At 61.7% G+C, this 18,361-nt stretch carries 15 protein-coding genes; 13 read left to right on the top strand and 2 right to left on the bottom strand.

Annotation, left to right across the window (positions count from 1 at the left end; all coding sequences use genetic code 11):
* Window positions 1-5 precede the first annotated feature (5 nt).
* The 8 genes from J1G35_RS10195 to J1G35_RS10160 all read left to right on the top strand — a co-directional run bounded on the left by J1G35_RS10195 (window position 6) and on the right by J1G35_RS10160 (window position 9,328).
* Window positions 6-275 (top strand): DUF2934 domain-containing protein, encoded by a 270-nt coding sequence (locus J1G35_RS10195; protein WP_053129533.1) that lies wholly within the window; start codon window positions 6-8, stop codon window positions 273-275.
* A gap of 130 nt (window positions 276-405) precedes the next feature.
* Window positions 406-2,565 carry a glycogen debranching protein GlgX gene (glgX, locus tag J1G35_RS10190; RefSeq protein ID WP_053129530.1) on the top strand — a complete coding sequence of 720 codons (2,160 nt, stop codon included), beginning with the start codon at window positions 406-408 and terminating at the stop codon, window positions 2,563-2,565.
* A 1-nt stretch (window position 2,566) separates the two neighbouring features.
* Window positions 2,567-3,565 (top strand): acyl-CoA dehydrogenase family protein, encoded by a 999-nt coding sequence (locus tag J1G35_RS10185; protein ID WP_223014844.1) that lies wholly within the window; start codon window positions 2,567-2,569, stop codon window positions 3,563-3,565.
* Window positions 3,562-4,320, top strand: coding sequence for a PIG-L family deacetylase (locus J1G35_RS10180; protein ID WP_223014843.1), 759 nt, complete (start codon window positions 3,562-3,564; stop codon window positions 4,318-4,320). The genes J1G35_RS10185 and J1G35_RS10180 overlap by 4 nt, the downstream gene beginning before the upstream one ends.
* Complete coding sequence (locus tag J1G35_RS10175; protein WP_053129523.1) at window positions 4,317-4,916, top strand: SAM-dependent methyltransferase; 600 nt, start codon at window positions 4,317-4,319, stop codon at window positions 4,914-4,916. The genes J1G35_RS10180 and J1G35_RS10175 overlap by 4 nt, the downstream gene beginning before the upstream one ends.
* Complete coding sequence (locus J1G35_RS10170) at window positions 4,913-5,572, top strand: glycosyltransferase (RefSeq protein ID WP_223014842.1); 660 nt, start codon at window positions 4,913-4,915, stop codon at window positions 5,570-5,572. The genes J1G35_RS10175 and J1G35_RS10170 overlap by 4 nt, the downstream gene beginning before the upstream one ends.
* 177 nt (window positions 5,573-5,749) lie before the next feature.
* On the top strand, window positions 5,750-6,511 hold the full coding sequence (locus J1G35_RS10165) for a PIG-L family deacetylase (RefSeq protein ID WP_053129518.1): 762 nt from the start codon (window positions 5,750-5,752) through the stop codon (window positions 6,509-6,511).
* Between the two features lie 249 nt (window positions 6,512-6,760).
* A complete protein-coding gene (locus tag J1G35_RS10160) occupies window positions 6,761-9,328 on the top strand; it encodes an autotransporter outer membrane beta-barrel domain-containing protein (RefSeq protein ID WP_223014841.1) in 2,568 nt (855 codons plus the stop codon).
* A 12-nt stretch (window positions 9,329-9,340) separates the two neighbouring features.
* Here J1G35_RS10160 and J1G35_RS10155 read toward each other — a convergent pair whose 3' ends face one another.
* Together J1G35_RS10155 and J1G35_RS10150 are read right to left on the bottom strand one after the other, a co-directional pair.
* A complete protein-coding gene (locus tag J1G35_RS10155) occupies window positions 9,341-10,747 on the bottom strand; it encodes an amino acid permease (RefSeq protein WP_223014840.1) in 1,407 nt (468 codons plus the stop codon).
* Between the two features lie 68 nt (window positions 10,748-10,815).
* On the bottom strand, window positions 10,816-11,850 hold the full coding sequence (locus J1G35_RS10150; protein ID WP_223014839.1) for a histone deacetylase family protein: 1,035 nt from the start codon (window positions 11,848-11,850) through the stop codon (window positions 10,816-10,818).
* A 121-nt stretch (window positions 11,851-11,971) separates the two neighbouring features.
* Here J1G35_RS10150 and J1G35_RS10145 point away from each other — a divergent pair, with 121 nt between their 5' ends.
* The 5 genes from J1G35_RS10145 (at window position 11,972) to J1G35_RS10125 (ending at window position 18,338) form a co-directional block, all read left to right on the top strand.
* Window positions 11,972-12,463 (top strand): Lrp/AsnC family transcriptional regulator, encoded by a 492-nt coding sequence (locus J1G35_RS10145; RefSeq protein ID WP_053129505.1) that lies wholly within the window; start codon window positions 11,972-11,974, stop codon window positions 12,461-12,463.
* A gap of 141 nt (window positions 12,464-12,604) precedes the next feature.
* Window positions 12,605-14,767 carry a TonB-dependent siderophore receptor gene (locus J1G35_RS10140; RefSeq protein WP_223014838.1) on the top strand — a complete coding sequence of 721 codons (2,163 nt, stop codon included), beginning with the start codon at window positions 12,605-12,607 and terminating at the stop codon, window positions 14,765-14,767.
* 361 nt (window positions 14,768-15,128) lie between these two features.
* Window positions 15,129-16,622 carry a methyl-accepting chemotaxis protein gene (locus J1G35_RS31185; protein ID WP_223014837.1) on the top strand — a complete coding sequence of 498 codons (1,494 nt, stop codon included), beginning with the start codon at window positions 15,129-15,131 and terminating at the stop codon, window positions 16,620-16,622.
* Between the two features lie 250 nt (window positions 16,623-16,872).
* Window positions 16,873-17,379 (top strand): sigma-70 family RNA polymerase sigma factor, encoded by a 507-nt coding sequence (locus tag J1G35_RS10130; RefSeq protein ID WP_053129496.1) that lies wholly within the window; start codon window positions 16,873-16,875, stop codon window positions 17,377-17,379.
* Window positions 17,376-18,338 (top strand): FecR domain-containing protein, encoded by a 963-nt coding sequence (locus J1G35_RS10125; protein ID WP_223014836.1) that lies wholly within the window; start codon window positions 17,376-17,378, stop codon window positions 18,336-18,338. The genes J1G35_RS10130 and J1G35_RS10125 overlap by 4 nt, the downstream gene beginning before the upstream one ends.
* The last annotated feature ends 23 nt before the right edge of the window (window positions 18,339-18,361 follow it).

Raw genomic sequence — 18,361 nt, 5'->3', positions numbered from 1 at the left:
TTGTGATGAGTACTGAAGACAAACGCATACGCGAATTAGCGCATCAGATCTGGGAGTCTGAAGGCAAGCCCCACGGGGAGGACGCGCGCCACTGGGAGATGGCGCGAAAGCTGGCCGAAGCCGAAGCGCTGACGCCGAGCAAGCCAAAACCGGCCGCCAAGCCCAAGACCGCCCCCAAGCCTGCGGCAAAGGCCAAGCCACCAGCCCCAAGCGCGAGCAAACCGGCGCCCCCGGCGGCCAAGAAGCCGCCAGCGCCGAAGAAGCCCAAGGCTTAACGCGCACGGCGCCACGAACCTTTTGCCGGCGCTGTCGGCAAAAGGTGATTTCACTCTTCTTATCATTCGCTGAAAACTCGTCAGCAGGGCCGCGTTCGGCCCGAAAAAATAGCCTTGCAGGAGCAACTCAATGAGCAAACCCCATAAGACCCCATCGACGCCGGGTAACGAGCCGTCGCGGATTCGTGAAGGTTTGCCCTTCCCCCTCGGCGCAACCTGGGATGGCCTGGGTGTCAACTTTGCGCTGTTCTCGGCCAACGCCGAGAAAGTCGAATTGTGCCTGTTCGATGACACCGGCGAAATCGAGCTGGAGCGCATCGAACTGCCCGAGTACACCGACGAAACCTTCCACGGTTACTTGCCCGACGCCCACCCTGGGCTGATCTACGGCTACCGTGTGTACGGGCCTTACGACCCGGCCAATGGTCATCGCTTCAACCACAACAAACTGCTGATCGACCCCTACGCCAAACAGTTGGTCGGCGAACTCAAATGGTCCGAAGCGCTGTTTGGCTACACCATCGGCCACCCGGATGACGACCTCAGTTTCGACGAGCGCGACAGCGCGCCCTTCGTGCCCAAGTGCAAGGTCATCGACCCGGCGCACACCTGGGGTAACGACCAGCCGGTGCGGGTGCCGTGGGACCGTACGATCATCTACGAAACCCACCTGCGCGGCATCAGCATGCGCCACCCTTCGGTCGGCGAAGAGGTGCGCGGCACCTGTGCCGGCTTGATGGAAGATGACGTGCTCAAGCACATCCGCCAGTTGGGCATCTCTTCGGTGGAACTGCTGCCGGTGCATGCCTTCGTCAACGACCAGCACCTGCTGGAAAAAGGCATGACCAACTATTGGGGCTACAACAGCATTGCGTTCTTCGCCCCCGACCCGCGCTACCTGGCCAGCGGTAAGATCGCCGAGTTCAAGGAGATGGTTGCGCACCTGCACGAGCAGAAGCTGGAAGTGATCCTCGACGTGGTCTACAACCACACCGCCGAAGGCAACGAGCGCGGCCCGACCCTGTCCATGCGCGGCATCGACAACGCCTCGTACTACCGGCTGATGCCCGATGACAAGCGCTTCTATATCAACGATTCGGGCACCGGTAATACCCTGGACCTGAGCCACCCGTGCGTGCTGCAAATGGTCACCGACTCCTTGCGTTACTGGGCCAACGAGATGCATGTCGATGGCTTCCGCTTCGACCTGGCGACCATCCTCGGCCGCTACCGCGATGGCTTCGATGAGCGCCACAGCTTCCTCGTGGCCTGCCGCCAGGACCCGGTGCTGCGCCAGCTGAAGTTGATCGCCGAACCCTGGGACTGCGGCCCCGGCGGCTATCAAGTCGGCAATTTCCCACCGGGCTGGGTTGAATGGAACGACCGCTTCCGCGACACCGTACGTGCCTTCTGGAAAGGCGATGACGGCCAACTGGCAGACTTCGCCGGGCGCATGACGGCCTCGGGCGAGATGTTCAACCATCGCGGCCGCCGTCCGTACAGCTCGGTGAACTTCATCACCGCCCACGACGGTTTCACCCTACACGACCTGGTGTCGTACAACGACAAGCACAACGAAGCCAACGACGAGAACAACCAGGACGGCAGCAACAACAACCTGTCGTGGAACCACGGCGTCGAAGGCCCCACCGACGACCCGGAAATCAACGCCCTGCGCCTGCGCCAGATGCGCAACTTCTTCGCCACGCTGCTGCTGGCCCAAGGCACACCGATGATCGTCGCCGGTGATGAGTTCGCGCGTACCCAGCACGGCAACAACAATGCCTATTGCCAGGACAGTGAGATCGGCTGGGTCAACTGGGATCTGGACGAAGACGGCAAGGCGCTGCTCAAGTTCGTCAAGCGCTTGATCAAGCTACGCCTGGCCTACCCGATCCTGCGCCGTGGTCGCTTCCTGGTGGGCGATTACAACGAAGATATCGGCGTGAAAGACGTCACCTGGTTGTCGCCGGACGGCAACGAGATGACCACCGAACAGTGGGAAGACAGCCATGGCCGCTGCCTGGGCATGCTGATGGATGGCCGCGCGCAGGAAACCGGGATTCGCCGCGCCGGCGCCGACGCCACCCTGCTGCTGGTGGTGAACGCCCACCATGACATGGTCAATTTCCGCCTGCCGCCGGTACCGCAGGGTGAGTTCTGGACCTGCATGCTCGACACCAATGAACCGGCAGTACGCGGCCAGGAGCGCTTTGAGTTCGACCACGAGTACGCCGTGACGGGCCGTTCGCTGCTACTGTTCGAACTGCAGCGTGACGACGAGGTGTGACATGGCACTGCATGGATTCCTTCAAGGCTTCCCAGGCTATGCGGACACGCATGACCTGGCCAAGGCCCTGAGGGCACTTCAGGAGGAAGGGCTGGACCAGTTGCCGCTGCCGGGCAGCGGCGCAACACTGGCGCGGTTCAGCCGCCTGGCACAGGTGGCAGGCCATGACCTGCGCTTGTGCAAGTTATTCGAAGGTCACACCGACGCGCTGGCGATCATTGCCGAACTCGACTGTCCGCTGCCGCCCTTGGGCAGCCTGTGGGGCATGTGGGCGGCGGAACCGCCGAGTGCCAAGGTGCACGTCCGTCGCGAGGGCCATCGCCACCTTCTGCACGGGCGTAAAGCCTGGTGTTCCGGCGCCGCCGTGGTCAGCCATGGGCTGTTGACGGCCTGGGATGAAGACGGTCACCAGCAGTTGGTGGCGGTGCAGATGGATCAGCCGGGCATTACGGTCACCAATGAAGGTTGGAATGCCGTGGGCATGGCCGCCACCGGCAGCGTCGAGGTCATCTTTGATGGCGCCCATGGCATTGCCGTGGGCGGCCCCGGCGACTACCTCGCGCGCCCCGGATTCTGGCAAGGCGGCATCGGCATTGCCGCCTGCTGGTACGGTGCCGCGCAACGCCTGGCAGAGGTACTGCGCGACCAGTGCAGCAAGCGCCCGGAGCCCCATGTCCTCGCCCACCTGGGCGCCGTCGACAGCGCCCTTAACAGCGCCGCCTGTGTGCTGCGGGCCAGCGCCGAACAGATCGACCGCGAGCCCAAGGCTGACGCCCGGCAACTGGCGCAGCAGACGCGCGCCTGTATCGAGGACACTGTCGAGCAGGTCATGCGCCATGTCGGCCGCGCCGTGGGGGCGGGACCGTACTGCAAGGATCCGCACTTCGCCCAGTTGATGGCGGACCTGCCGGTGTATGTCCGCCAAAGCCATGCCGAACGCGACCTCGCCGGCCTGGGCGAGCTGGTCGCCGGTGAACCCACCGGGAGGTGGCAGTTATGAAACCCAACCCGATCGTGGGCCAGGGCACGCCCCTACAGCGCTGGCAGGACTCGGCGCTGATGGCCGGACTGCCACAGATCAGCGTCGCCGAGTTGGTGCCCGAAGGCTTTCGCGCCGTGATCATCGCTCCGCACCCGGATGACGAAGTGCTGGGCTGTGGCGGACTGCTGCAAGGCCTGGCTGAGCTGGGCCGGCCGATGCTATTGATTTCGGTGACCGATGGCAGCGCCAGCCACCCCGGCTCCACACAGTGGTCGGTGGAGCGTTTGAGCGTGGTGCGCCCGCAGGAATCGGCACAGGCCCTGCATCGCCTGGGTGTGCCGTTGCACAGCCTGAAATGGCTGCGGGCCGGCTTCACCGACAGCCAGGTGGCAGCGCGCGAAGACCAGCTCAGTGCCTTTATCCAACGCCATCTCAAGCCCACGGATGCGGTGTTTACCACCTGGCGCGAAGACGGCCATTGCGACCACGAGGCCGTTGGCCGCGCCAGCGCCAAGGCGGCACACGCGGTGGGTGCAAGGCTGTATGAACTGCCGGTGTGGACCTGGCACTGGGCGTCTCCCGAGAACAGCCTGGTACCGTGGCACCGTGCACGCAAAATCCCGCTGAGCTGCGAAGCCGTCGCGCGCAAGCGCCACGCCATCCATGCGTTCGCCAGTCAACTGGAGGGTGATACGCACATCGGCCTGCCGCCGGTGCTGGCGCCCTATGTGGTGGAGCGTCTGCTACAACCTTTTGAAGTGGTATTTGTATGAGTGTGGCGACGCCGTATTTCGATCAACTGTTTGCCGGTAACGATGACCCCTGGGCCTTTCGCCAACGCTGGTACGAACGACGCAAACGTGCGCTGACCCTGGCGCTGCTGACTCGGCCACGCTATGCCTCGGTGTTCGAACCCGGTTGTGCCAATGGCGAACTGAGTGCCGAACTGGCGCCACGCTGCGATCGCCTGCTGTGTTGCGACACCGCCTCGGCCGCCGTCAGCCTGGCGCGTGGCCGCTTACTGGGCTTCGCCCATGCCCAGGTGCAGCAGAGCCGCCTGCCTGGGCAATGGCCGACCGAAGAGTTCGAGCTGATCGTATTGAGCGAGCTGTGCTACTACCTGGACCACGATGACCTGTGCCGCTTGATCGACCGCGCCCTCGCCAGCCTGACTGCCAACGGCCAGATACTGGCCTGTCACTGGCGCCCCGCTATCGACGGTTGCCCGCAAACCGCCGAGCAGGTGCATGCCCTGCTGCATGAGCGGCTGGCGATGCCCCTGATCGCGTCGCACCACGAACACGACTTTCTACTCGACCTGTGGAGCCGCGACGGCACTTCGGTTGCCACCCACGAGGGCCTGCGATGATCGGCGTGCTGATTCCGGTACACAACGAAGAGGCCTTACTCGGCGAATGCCTGGAGGCAGCATTGGTCGCCGCCAGCCACCCAGGCTTGCTGGGCGAAGCGGTGAATATCCTGGTGCTGCTCGACAGCTGCAGCGATGCCAGTGCGACGATTGCCGAAGGCTTCCCGGTGCAGCGCCTGGACGTGCAGGCGCGCAATGTGGGCCATGTGCGCGGGGTGGGCGCGCGGCACCTGCTCAATCAGGGCGCACGCTGGATCTCGTGCACCGACGCCGACAGCCGTGTCGCTCCCGATTGGCTGGTGGCGCAATTGGCACTGGGCGCCGATGCGGTGTGCGGCACGGTGACCGTCGACGCCTGGAGCGAAGGGTTCGACCCGGCGGCGCAGATCCGTTACCAGCAGGCGTACCAGGCCCGCGATGGTCACCGCCATATCCACGGTGCCAACCTGGGCATCAGTGCCGGTGCGTATGTGCGTGCCGGTGGCTTCGAACCGCTGGCCTGCCATGAAGATGTGCAACTGGTGCGCGACCTCGAGCGCTGCGGTGCGTCCATCGCCTGGAGCCACGCCCCGCAAGTTATTACCAGCGCACGCCTGGAGGCCCGCGCCCAAGGCGGTTTCGGCGATTATTTGAAAAGCCTGATGTGCGCTTCCTGAAAAAAACGGCATTACAGAATGTAAAAAAGACCAATCCTTGTCTATGCTGATGACGCCTTGCTGGCAATTCAGGATTGAATGGCCACGCACGCACCACGGCGGAGTCTGTGGTGAATAAATAGAGTCGTCCCGTAAACCGGGCACGACCCAGCATCAATCGACAAGGATGTAACTCCCATGAAGCCTGCCTCCCTGAGTGAAGGCCGTCGCGGCCCTGCGCAAATCTGGAACAGCGCGCCGCAGTTGGCGCAAATCCCCCCCATTTCTACCGCCGCACTGGTGCCGCCCGGCGCGCGCGTGGTGATCATCGCGCCCCATCCCGGCGACGAAGTCTTGGCCTGCGGTGGTTTACTGCAATTGCTCAGCACGCTGGAACACCCCCTGCAACTGATCTCCATCACCGACGGCAGCGCCAGCCACCCGGGCTCCCACGTATGGCCGGCGAGCCGCCTGAGTGTGGTGCGGCCCCAGGAAAGCGCCGAGGCACTGCGCCGCCTGGGCATGCCGTTGCACAGCCTGAAATGGATTCGCGGCGGTTTTTGCGACAACGCCCTCGCCTCTCGGGAATCGCAACTGAGCCAATTTATCGCGCGCTACCTGCAACCGGGCGATGTGGTGTTCTCAACGTGGCGCAACGACGGCAATGACGACCATGATGCCGTCGGCCGTGCCAGCGCCAAGGCTTGCAGCCTGGTGGGTGCGAAACTCTATGAACTGCCGATCTGGGCATGGCACTGCCCCGCCCGCGAGGGGGCGATGATCCCCTGGCAACGGGCGCGCAAGGTGCGCCTGGACACCTGGACCGTGGCCCGCAAGCTTCACGCCGCCCATGCGTATGCCAGTCAGTTGGCGGGCGATCCGCAGATCGGCCTCGCGCCGATATTGGCCCAGGTGCTGCTGGAGCGGATGCGCGAGCCTTACGAGATCGTGTTTACCTAGTCCCCCACTCGTCTGTACCTGTTATTTCTGACAGTGGCGGCCGACAGGATGTGTGGCTATGGTGCAAAAAGTACTGCACAGCTTCAGGTGCAGTCGAGAAAGCTATGCCAACCCTTTGCATTGGCCGGTGTTTTCAGATTCAGGTAACCCGTCGTCCCTGATCCGTATCGCGTTCTTCGTTGTCATGGTCTTTAACCGTGCCTGTCACCAGGCACCGTGGAGATAGGCCGCCTTGAGCGAGGATGGATCATGAGCAAACCCCTTTCCCCCTTAGCGTGCCTGAGCGTAGCGATTGCCACGCTCTCATGGCTGGCAATCGCTCCTGACCGTGCACAGGCCTGCGCCTTTACGATCACGGCGGGCGATGACGTGATCAACTGCACCAGTGGCGCGGGCGGCAATCTCGTTGACATGCAAGGAAACAACAGCCTGATTTTTCCGTCAGGCAACGGCAGCGTGATGGGTGTGGCCTACGGCGCTGGCAATGACTTGATCGAGCTCAATGCACCTGACGCAGAGATCGGCCCCAGCGGTGTCAGCATGGGGGATGGCGCGAATATCTTTCGGCTGTTCCAAGGCCGCGTCAACAGCTCGGTTTTGCAAGGCGCGGGTAACGACATTGTGCAAATCAGCGGAGGACAAGTCGGTAGCATCAGTCAGGGCAACGGTGCCGACACGTTTTCCATGAGCGGCGGCATGACCACTGCACTGTTCCAGGGCGATGGCATTGATCACTTCACCATGAGCGCGGGCATCATCACGGGGGCCTTTGAGGATGGCGATTTCGCGCTGATGACCGGCGGCAGCATCGGTCGTGTCGACATGAAACTCGACGACAACGTATTTGATATGCGCGGGGGAACCATCGTCGGCAACCTGGTGACTGGCTTTGGCAACGACACCATCCTGGTCTCGGGCACCAGCTACATAGGTGGCAATATCAGTACCAGTGGTGGCGTAGACATCATTACCATCACCGGCGGTACGGTGAATGGGCAAATTCTTGCCAGCTTCGGCAACGACGCCTTCAGTTGGATCGGTGCGGGTCGGATCAACTCGGCGGTGTTGCTGGGCGGCGATAACGATACCGGCCTGCTGCAGAACCTGACGGAAGCTATTGTGGCACCCACCCCAGTGGTGGACGGTGGCCTAGGGGTCGATACCTTGACGTTCGATAACTCACAGGTCAGCACGCCGACGCGGTATCAGAACTGGGAAAACGTGAACCTGGATAACGGCTCGCAATTGACCCTTGGCGGCACATTGACCCTGGGTGACACCGGCACCGGTACCGGCACGTTGAACATCCATGGCAGCAGTGCGTTGCTGGTTAGCACGGGCGTGATCAGCCCTTTTACCGCCGGCCAACTGACGACGTTGAACAACTTAGGCCTGATCGACATGACCACCGGCAGTTCCAGCGCCACCGACACCCTGACGGTCAATGGCAACTACAGCGGCACCGGTGGCCAGCTCGCGCTGCAAAGTGTCCTCGGCGCCGACGGCTCGCCCAGTGACAAACTGGTGATCAATCAAGGCACCCTCAGCGGCACCACGGCAATCAACGTCACCAACCTGGGCGGTGCCGGCGCGGCGACCCTGCAAGACGGGATCCAGGTGGTGCAGGCCCTCAACGGTGCCACCAGCAGCGGCAGCGCCTTTACGCTCGGTCGTCCGGTGTCTGCCGGCGCGTTCGACTACTACCTGTTCAAGGGCGGCGTGACGGCCGGTACCGCAGAAAACTACTACCTGCGCTCGACAGTCCCGGTGGTGCCACCGGACCCGGTGATCATCGTGCCGTTACCCACCCCCGTTCCGGGTGACCCGCCGCTGCCGACCAACCCCGGGCTTAAGCCGATTCCCATTTACCGTCCGGAGGTGCCGATCTACGCCGCGCTGTTTCCCGCCGCCCAGCAATTGGTGCAAGGCATGCTCGGCACCTTTCACCAACGCATGGGCGACCAGAGCCAGCAACTGCACAGCGGTGCATTCACGTCCGGTTGGGGGCGGTTCTATGGCAACAGCACTCGCCAGGGCTTCGCGGGGACCGTCAGCCCATCGATCAATAGCTCGGTGACCGGCTTCCAGGTGGGCAGCGACGTGTACGCCAGCACCCACGACAATGGCCTGACCCAACGCAGCGGGTTCTTTGTCGGCCACAGCACCCTCAAAGGCAGCATCAAAGGCTTCAACGGTGGCTGGCAGGACAAGGACGCCGGCAAGACCACCCTGCGCGGGGACAGCGTGGGGGTTTACTGGACGCTGATCGGCGCCAACCAGGCCTACCTCGACCTGGTGCTGATGGGCACCCGCTTCGACGGCAACAATGAGTCCGATCGCGGCGTGAAGATGAACACCCACGGGCACAACGTCACAGCATCTGCCGAGGTCGGCTGGCCGTTTGCGTGGGTGGGTAACTGGGTGGTTGAACCCCAGGCGCAACTGATCGTCGGCAAGACCAAGCTGGATAAGCAAAACGACGGGATCTCCGACGTTTCCTATGACGCCGACACCCAGGTCACCAGCCGCCTGGGCGTGCGCCTGCGCGGCGACTACCAGGTCCGCAGCATGCCGCTGCAACCCTACGTACGGGCGAATGTCTGGCACACCAGCGCCGGGCAGAACACCGTCACCTTCAACGAGGTGACAGCGATCGACACCGAGCAGAAGTCCACCACCCTGGACCTGAATATCGGCGCCACGTTGAAGGTGGCCAAGGACATCAGCCTGTACGGCGAGGTGGGCTACAACCGCAACCTCGACAGCAACACCTTCAACGGCCGCCAGGGCACGGTCGGTTTGAGAATGGAGTTCTAAGGGACCCGTGAATCACCTATGACTGGCATTGACCACGCTGGCCGCCTTGAAGCGTGAAAACTGAAAGGCAATGCCCAGCCAGATAAACCAGGCCGGCATCACGCACAGCGCCAGGCGTGTATCCGGCCGCAACGCCAGCAGGCCCAACACGAAGAGCAGGAACGCCAGGGAAAACCACGCCATCGGCACACCGCCGGGCATCTTGTAGAGGGATTTGGCGTGCAGGTCCGGGCGCTTTTTACGGTAGGCGATGTAGGACGCGAGGATGGTCGACCAGGTGAAAATCACCAGGATCGCCGACACCGTCGACACAATCGTGAAGGCGGTCATCACCTCCGGCACCACAAACAGCAACACCAGGCCCAGCAGCATCAACAGGGTGGTAAACGCCAGGCTTATAAACGGCACGCTGCTTTTCGACAATCGCCCAAAGATACCTGGCGCGTCCCCCAGGTCAGCCAGGCCGAACAACATGCGGCTGGCGGAAAACACCCCACTGTTGGCCGACGATGCCGCCGAGGTCAGCACCACGAAATTGACGATCCCCGCCGCGGCCGGAAAGCCTGCGACCAGGAACAACTCAACGAACGGACTTTTAGTCGGCGACACCTGTTGCCACGACGTCACCGCGATGATGCACGCCAGGGCCAGCACGTAAAACAGGATGATCCGCAGCGGAATCGAGTTGATCGCCTTGGGCAAGGTCTTCTCTGGCGCACGGGTTTCAGCCGCTGCGGTGCCGATCAGTTCGGTGCCGGCAAAGGAAAAGATCGCCATCTGGAAGCCGGCGAAAAACCCGAACAGGCCATTGGGAAACGCCGCCTGTTTATCCAGCAAGTGGCTCAAGGACGCCGTGACCCCGGTGGGCGAGACAAACGAGCTGGCAATCAGCACCACACTCACACCGATCAGGGTCACCACCGCGATGATCTTGATGATCGCGAACCAGAACTCCACTTCGCCGAACAGCTTCACCGTCAGCACGTTCAATGCGAACAGCGTCAGCAGCATACCCACCGCTGGCATCCATGCCGGCACATGCGGGAACCAGTACTGGAAAAACCCGCCGACCACCACCGCATCCCCCACCACCGCCACGCTCCAGCTCAGCCAGTACGACCAGCCGAGAAAGAACGCCGCACGCGGACCCAGGTAGGCGCCGGCAAAGTCGGCGAAGCTCTTGAAGTTGAGGTTGGACAGCAGCAGCTCACCCATGGCGCGCATCACGAAGTACACGAACAGCCCGATGATCATGTAGATCAGGATGATCGAGGTGCCAGACAACGCGATGATCTTGCCGGAGCCCATGAACAGGCCGGTGCCGATCGCACCGCCCATGGCCATCAGCTGGATGTGGCGGTTGCTCAGGGTGCGTTGCAATGCAGGCTTTTCATAAAGCCCGGACGTGGTTGTTTTCATCACAAAACCTCTTGTTATGTTTTTGAGTTTTGGCAGAAAAAAAGAATCGAGCGTGTGTTGTTATTGGGTCAGGCAGTCTTGCTTTCGAAGCCGTGCAGCACGTTGACGGCGTTGATGCCGATCTCATCGACCATGTAGCCGCCTTCCATCACGAACAGCGTCGGTACGCCCACGCTGGCGATGAGTTCGCCCATGCTGAGGAAGTCCTGGCTGTCGAGCAGAAAGTGGCTGATGGGGTCGTCCTTGAAGGTGTCGACGCCGAGGGAGATCACCAGCACCTCGGGGGCGAAGTGTTTGAGTTGCTGGCAGGCGTGGGTCAGCGCGGTTTTGTACTGGCCCCATGTGGTGTTTTTCGGCAAGGGGTAATTCAGGTTGAAGCCCTCCCCCGCACCTGAGCCGCGCTCGCTGCTGGCACCGGAGAAATACGGATAGGACACCGCAGGCTCACCGTGCAGGGAGATGAACAGCACATCCGGGCGGTCGTAGAAAATATTCTGCGTACCGTTACCGTGGTGGAAATCCACATCCAGTACCGCGACGCGCTTGGCGCCTTGGGTGATCGCCTGTTGGGCGGCAATCGCGGCATTGTTGAGGTAGCAATAACCGCCCATGTATTCGCGGGCCGCATGGTGCCCCGGTGGGCGGCACAGGGCGAAGGCGCTGTTATGGCCTTCGTCGATCAGCGCCAGGCCGGTGAGCGCAATATCGGCGCTGGTCTTGACGGCGTGCCAGGTGGTGGCCGTGATGGGCGAGCCGGCGTCCATGGCGAAGAAGCCCAGCTTGCCGTCGATGAAGTCCGGTACCTGTTGATTGGCCAGGTCGCGCACCGGCCATACCAGCGGCAGCGCGTCATGGCTGCGGCCGATGGCGGTCCATTCGGCCCAGGCGGTTTCGAGGAAGCTGACGTAGCGTTCGCTGTGGGCGTTGACGTAACAGGCACGCTCAAAACTGCGCGGTACGATGATATCGCCCAGCCCAACGTGCCGGACGCGGTCACGCACGGTGTCGGCGCGGCTGGGTTGTTCGAATGAGGGCTTGAGCACACCGTCCTTGAGTTCGGTGCCGTGGTGCAAACGGTGGTCATCACTAAAAACAGTCAGCATTTGGATACATCCGCCAGTAAAAGACAGGGTCTATTTTGTTCTGGCAGCGCCGGGCTTTCTTTGCTTTTACTTCTGGTGCTGGTAGCTTTATCGGGTGTTTTTACCCCAGTGACAGCCAAATATGAAAAATAAAACCAAACAGGTCGTTCTTGACGACACCGATCTCGCCATCCTCGCCCTGCTGCAGGAAGACGCGAGTATTTCCAACGCACAACTGAGCGAGCGTCTGTCCCTGAGCCTCACGCCCTGCTGGCGGCGACGCAAACGCCTGGAAGAAGAAGGCGTGATCAAGGACTACCAGGCCAACCTCGATCGCAAGCTGCTCGGCCTGGACATCATGGCGTTTGTGCATGTGCGTTTTGCGATCCACACCGACCATGCGCCGGATGCGTTTGAAGCGGTGGTCAAAGAGCTGCCTCAGGTGCTGTCGTGCCACAAGATCACCGGCGATGCGGATTACCTGTTGCAGGTGTTGGCGGAGGATCTGGACAGCTACAGCGAGTTTGTGGAGAGCGTGCTGCGGCGGCAGTTGGGGATTGCGTCGATCCAGTCGAGCCTGGCGTTGCGGGAGGTAAAGGCGACGAGCCGGGTGGCGATTCCAACACGCGATTGAGCGCGCGTGAAATGTGAAAAATTCGTTAACCAATTCTCCCCAAAGGCTTTTTCCCACAGATTTAATCTGCCAAACTAATGCGAATAATTATCAACAGATTTATTATTCGCCAGGGACGGTACTTAAGGGAGAGTCCGTTCCATGTCAGTGCAACAACACGGCGGTAAAGGTTTTACACCCAGTCTGATCGCTTTGGCGGTGTGTCTTGCCACCTCGCACGCGGCCTTTGCTGCCGACACTGAAACGCCGGCAGCCACGCTGGAACTGGGCGCTACCCAGATATCCGGCGAGCAGCAGTTGGGCGAAACCACCGAGGGCACACAGTCCTACACCACCGGTGCGATGAACACCGCAACCAAACTGCCCCTCACCCTGCGGGAAACCCCACAGGCCGTCACCGTCATTACCCGTCAACGCATGGATGACCAGGCGATGACCAGCATCAACGACGTGGTCAACGCCACGCCCGGCCTGTTCCTGAACTTCTCCAGCGGCCCTGGCCGGCAGTCCTATACCGCACGCGGTTTCGACATCGACAACCTGATGTATGACGGCATCCCCAGCGGCTACAACGGGGCGACGGTTGGCGCCCAGCCGAACCTGGCGATGTTCGATCGCGTCGAGGTGGTACGCGGCGCTACCGGCCTGGTGACCGGTGCGGGCAACCCTTCGGCGGCCATCAACATGATCCGCAAACGGCCGCTGGACGAGCAGAAAGTCACCCTCACCGGCGCCGCCGGCAGCTGGGATGACTACCGTGGCGAGCTCGACGCCTCCAGCCCGCTCAATGACAGCGGCACCTGGCGCGGCCGGGTGGTCACCTCTTACCGCGACGCCAACAGCTTCATCGACCATGCCGAGGAGTATCACGGCCTGTTCTACGCCGTCACCGAAGCCGACCTGAGTGAAGACACCAGCCTGACCCTCGGCTACTCAAACCAGAAGGACAAGACCAACTACTTCTGGGGCTCGTCGATGATCGGCCAGGACGGCCATCACCTCGACCTGCCGCGCGCCTACAATCCCGGCACCGACTGGGAAAACAAGGACCAGGAAGTCAACACCGTCTTCGCCGAACTGCGCCAGCGCCTGGCCAACGACTGGACACTCCAGGTCAACGCCAACTACGCCGAACAGAACGCGTTGTTCTCCGGTTCCTACCAGTCGCGCTGGGTCAACAACACCCTGGCGCGTACGGTCTACCAGGCCGCCTACGACGAAAACCAGGCCGGCGTGGATGCCTTTGCCAGCGGCCCATTCCAGGCGTTCGGACGGACCCATGAACTGGTGGTGGGTGCCAGTCGGCGGATCTACGACATGACCAGCCACGACTACAGCCCCTATAACACCAACTGGCCGTTGACGGCGGGCAAACCGGACTTCGTGCATACCTCCGATACCCGCGAAGTCACCACCCAGGATGGTTTCTACCTGACCTCACGCCTGAGCCTGGCCGACCCACTGAAGCTGATCCTCGGCGCGCGCCTGGATTGGTATGACTACGATGCCCATGGCAGCAACGACGGCGACTACAAGGTCACCCGCAACCTCACGCGCTATGCGGGGCTGATCTACGAGCTGGACGACCATCACTCGGTCTACGTCAGCTACAGCGACATCTTCACGCCGCAGAGCTACAAGGACACCTCCGGTACCCCGGTCAAGCCGATTGTCGGCAAAAACTACGAGGTGGGTATCAAGGGTGAATACCTGGACAGCACGCTGAATGCGAGTGTGGCCTTATTCCGTGTCGACCAGGAAAACCGCGCCACGCAGGTGTACGTGCAAAACTGCCCACAGTCGGCCTGCTATGACGCCTCCGGCGAAATTCGCAGCCAAGGTATCGATTTCGAACTGCAAGGCGCGCTGACCGAGAACTGGCAGGTCGGCGGTGGCTACACCTACGCCCGCACCCACACCCTCAAGGACGACGCCAACCCACAAAAGGTCAACAAACAGTACGACACCGACACCCCGGAGCACCTGTTCAAGCTGACCACCCGCTACAACTTCCAGGGCCCGCTGAAGAAACTGCGCGTGGGTGGCAACATCTCCTGGCAGAGCCGCATGTACAACGATGTCAAACTGGCGGATGGCAGCACCTACCGCCTCCAGCAAGGCGCCTACGCCGTCACCGACCTGATGGCCGGCTACAAGGTCAACGACCACCTCGACCTGCAACTCAACGCCAACAACATCTTCGACCGCCGCTATTACTCAGCCATCGCCAACTCCGTGAGCTACGGCGGTGATACCTACGGCACTCCACGCAACATGATGCTGACGGCCAAGTACAGCTTCTGATCCACCTGGCGCCAGCCCGCTCGGGCGGCCGCTCAGCGAACTATTTCCCCGTGGTGAACGAGGGTCCTAATGTGGGAGGGGGCTTGCTCCCGATAGCGGTAGCACAGTCACAGCATCATTGACTGACCCACCGTTATCGGGAGCAAGCCCCCTCCCACATTACCCCCCGCTTGCCACCAGGAATGTCGTCTGCCCCCTCTGAACGCGTTCGCGCTTAAAGTCCCCTCCCTCCATGCCGATAAGCTTGTTGGTTTCCCTGCACCTGCAAAAAATGCCTGATACCTGCTTTGCCTTTAACCAGCGGGCCATAGTGGCACGCCGCATGCTTTGATCCTGGCCAGACCACATGGAGTAAGAGTGAATGCCCGCAAGCGCCCGTTTTTTGGAGCATTACCGTAAAGCCGACCGCATCATGCTGGCCTTGATCTGGCTGATGACGCTGTTCTCGATAGGCCTGGCCTTCTGGCACGACACCCTGATCCAGGCGATTGTCGTCGGTGGTGGCACCAGCGTGGTACTCACCGCGCTCTATCGCGCCATCGGCGGCACTCGGGTGATGCGTTGCGCACTGGGCGCGGGCTTGATGGTCATGGCGGCGCTGCACATCAACCAGGCCCAGGGCGTAATCGAAGCGCACTTCGGGATTTTCGCGCTGCTGGCGGTGCTGACGTTCTACCGAGACTGGTTGCCGATCCTGGTGGCCGCACTGACGATTGCCGTACACCATGTGGTGTTTCATGCCTTGCAACATCAAGGTTTCCCGGTGTTCGTGATGGAACACCACGGCGGCTGGACCATGGTATTTGTGCATGCCTTCTACGTGGTGATGGAAACCGTCGCCCTGCTCTACCTCGCCGTGCACAGCCAGGCAGAAGCGGTGGAGAGCCAGGAAATGCTGGAAAAAATGCTCGCCGCCACCACCCAATTCACCGTGGAAAGCGCCAAAGGTGAAGGCAAGGTGCACGTCTCCCTCAGCAAGCGCTTCGACCATTTCCTGCAACAAATCACCCACCTTATCGACGGCGTCGCCCGCGACTCCCATGGCCTCGGCCAACTCGGCCAGGAACTGGCCCACGCCAGCGGCACCCTGGAAAAAGGCGCTCGCCATCAACTGGCCGAAATCGCGCAAATGACCGACTCCATGCAGCGCATGGAAGACGCCATGGGCCACATTACGGTGCACGTCGAAGAAGCGGTTGAACACGCCGGCGTCGCCAGCCAGCAAATCCTGCGCGGCCAGGAAAGCGTCGGCCGCGCCCAACACGAAATCGCCCAACTGGCCACGCGCCTGGAAGGCACCAACCAGACCGTCCAAGGCCTGGCCGTACAGGCCGAACAAATCGGCTCGGTACTCGAAGTCATCAGCAGCATCGCCAACCAGACCAACCTCCTCGCCCTCAACGCCGCCATCGAAGCCGCCCGCGCCGGCGAACAAGGCCGCGGCTTCGCCGTCGTCGCCGATGAAGTACGCAACCTGGCGCAACGCACCGCCGTCTCCACCCAAGAAATCAAAACCATCATCGAAGGCCTGCAACAAGGCAGCCGCCAGGCCGTAGAAGCCATGCACGACAGCCGCCAGGGCGTGGAACGGTGTGTGGAGGACAGCCAACTCGCGGTGGAAATGCTGCGGGCAGTGGGCAATGACATTACCCAGATCGACGCGCTGAATGGGCGGATTGTCACCACCACACGGGAACAGACCTCAGCGAATCTGGAGATTGTCGGGCGCTTGCAGTCGGTACAGAGCATTGCGCAGAGCACGGCGCAGGATGTGGAGATGTTGGCCAGGAGCAGCGAGCAATTGCCGCCGATTGCGGTGCGGTTGGATGCGTTGGGGCAGCGGTTTCATCAGTGATGGGAGGCTGTTTTCGGCGCAAGTGCATTATTTTTGAAGGCCGCCATCGGCCGGGAGCGAACATTTTCAGCGACCGATAGAGCGGGAGGCAAACATTCTCGGGTGCGAATAAACCCGGTCAGGGTAATTCAAGGGCCTTCAGGAATATTGGCCGAGAATTCCACCGCATCAAACATGTGTAAACACTGTACAACCATCCGCCCGACCAATAAGATGAGAAGCGTTATCATTCACGTAGTGCGAGCCTCACATGCAGGATGCCAGCCCAACATCGTCCGTCGAACAGTTGTACGAGAATCATCACGGCTGGCTACAGGGCTGGCTGAACCGGCGGTTGGGACACCGTGCCGATGCCGAGGATCTGGCCCACGACACGTTCATCCGCGTGCTGCGTGCCCCTCAGCAGGTACGCGAGCTGCGTCAGCCCATGGCGTTTCTCGCGGCGATTGCCAATGGGCTGCTGGTTAATCGCTGGCGCCGCCAGGAGATTGAGCGGGCTTATCTTGCAGCGTTGGCTGCTCGGCCCGAGGGGGTGCAATCGTCACCCGAGGACCGGTATCTGGTGATAGAAACCTTGTTGCAACTTGACTCGCTGCTGATTGGCCTCTCCGAGCGCATACGGCAGATTTTCTTCATGTCTCAGCTCGACGGCCTCACGTATCCGCAGATCGCTGCGCAGTTGGGGCTGACCGTGGCTCAAGTGCAACGGGCCATGGGCAAGGCATTCAGTGTTTGCTATGCGAGCCGTTTCGAATGAGGGCCGAGATTAGTCCGCAGGTGCGTGATATCGCCATTGATTGGCTTGTGAGGATGCAGTCCGGGCTTATGAGTGCGCCTGATCTGGACGCATTGCAGCGTTGGCGCGAGGCGAGCAATGAGCATGAACAGGCTTGGCAACGTGTCGCCAGCTTGCTGCTGTTGCAACAGCCTGGAGCGAATCTTTTGCGCGATACCACCGCGCGCAGGGCACTGGAGTCGGCCGGACCGGACATGCAGAAACGTCGGCAGGTACTCAAGCGCCTGCTGGTCCTTGGTGCGGTTGGCGGGGTTGCCTGGCAAGGCGCGGGCGCCACGCCGGTGCGCGCCGTACTGGCGAACCACCGAACAGGAACGGGCGAGCGTCACCAGTGGACACTGGTTGATGGCAGCTCGCTGTGGCTGAACACGGCCAGTGCCGTGAACCTGGATTTCACTGATCAGGTGCGGCGCATCCAAATGATCGAGGGCGAGTTGGCCTTGCGCGTGCGGGCAGAGTCGCGCTCGCTGCAACTGATCACACCGGACGCGATCCTGCAGAGTAGCGAAGCGCATTTGCAGGTGCGCCATGATCGGCAAGGCACACAGGTAACCGTGCTGGAAGGCCAGGTGCGGGTGCACTCACGAGGCCAACAAGCGCCATCCTTGCTTGAGGCAGGATGGCAGGCACGCGTGGACCGTTTCGGGATCGGCATGCCAAACCGTGCCGACCTCATGCTCACCCAGGCTTGGCTGCGCGGAGTTCTGCCGGCGGATCGCCTGCGCCTGGATGCCCTGGTGGCGGAACTCTCGCGTTACCGTCCCGGTGTTTTGCGTTGTCATGAGCAGGTGTCCGGGTTACGCCTCACGGGCAGTTTTTCGCTGGATGACACCGATGCAGCCTTGACGCTGGTAGCGCGTACGCTGCCGGTGCGTATCGAGCGCATGACCCGCTATTGGGTCTCGATCGTACCCGTCTGAAATTATTTTTTCGCTGCGCGATA

It is taken from the genome of Pseudomonas sp. SH10-3B, from assembly GCF_019891415.1.
Taxonomy (GTDB): Bacteria; Pseudomonadota; Gammaproteobacteria; order Pseudomonadales; family Pseudomonadaceae; genus Aquipseudomonas.
This window is presented reverse-complemented; position numbering and strand designations above follow the sequence as displayed.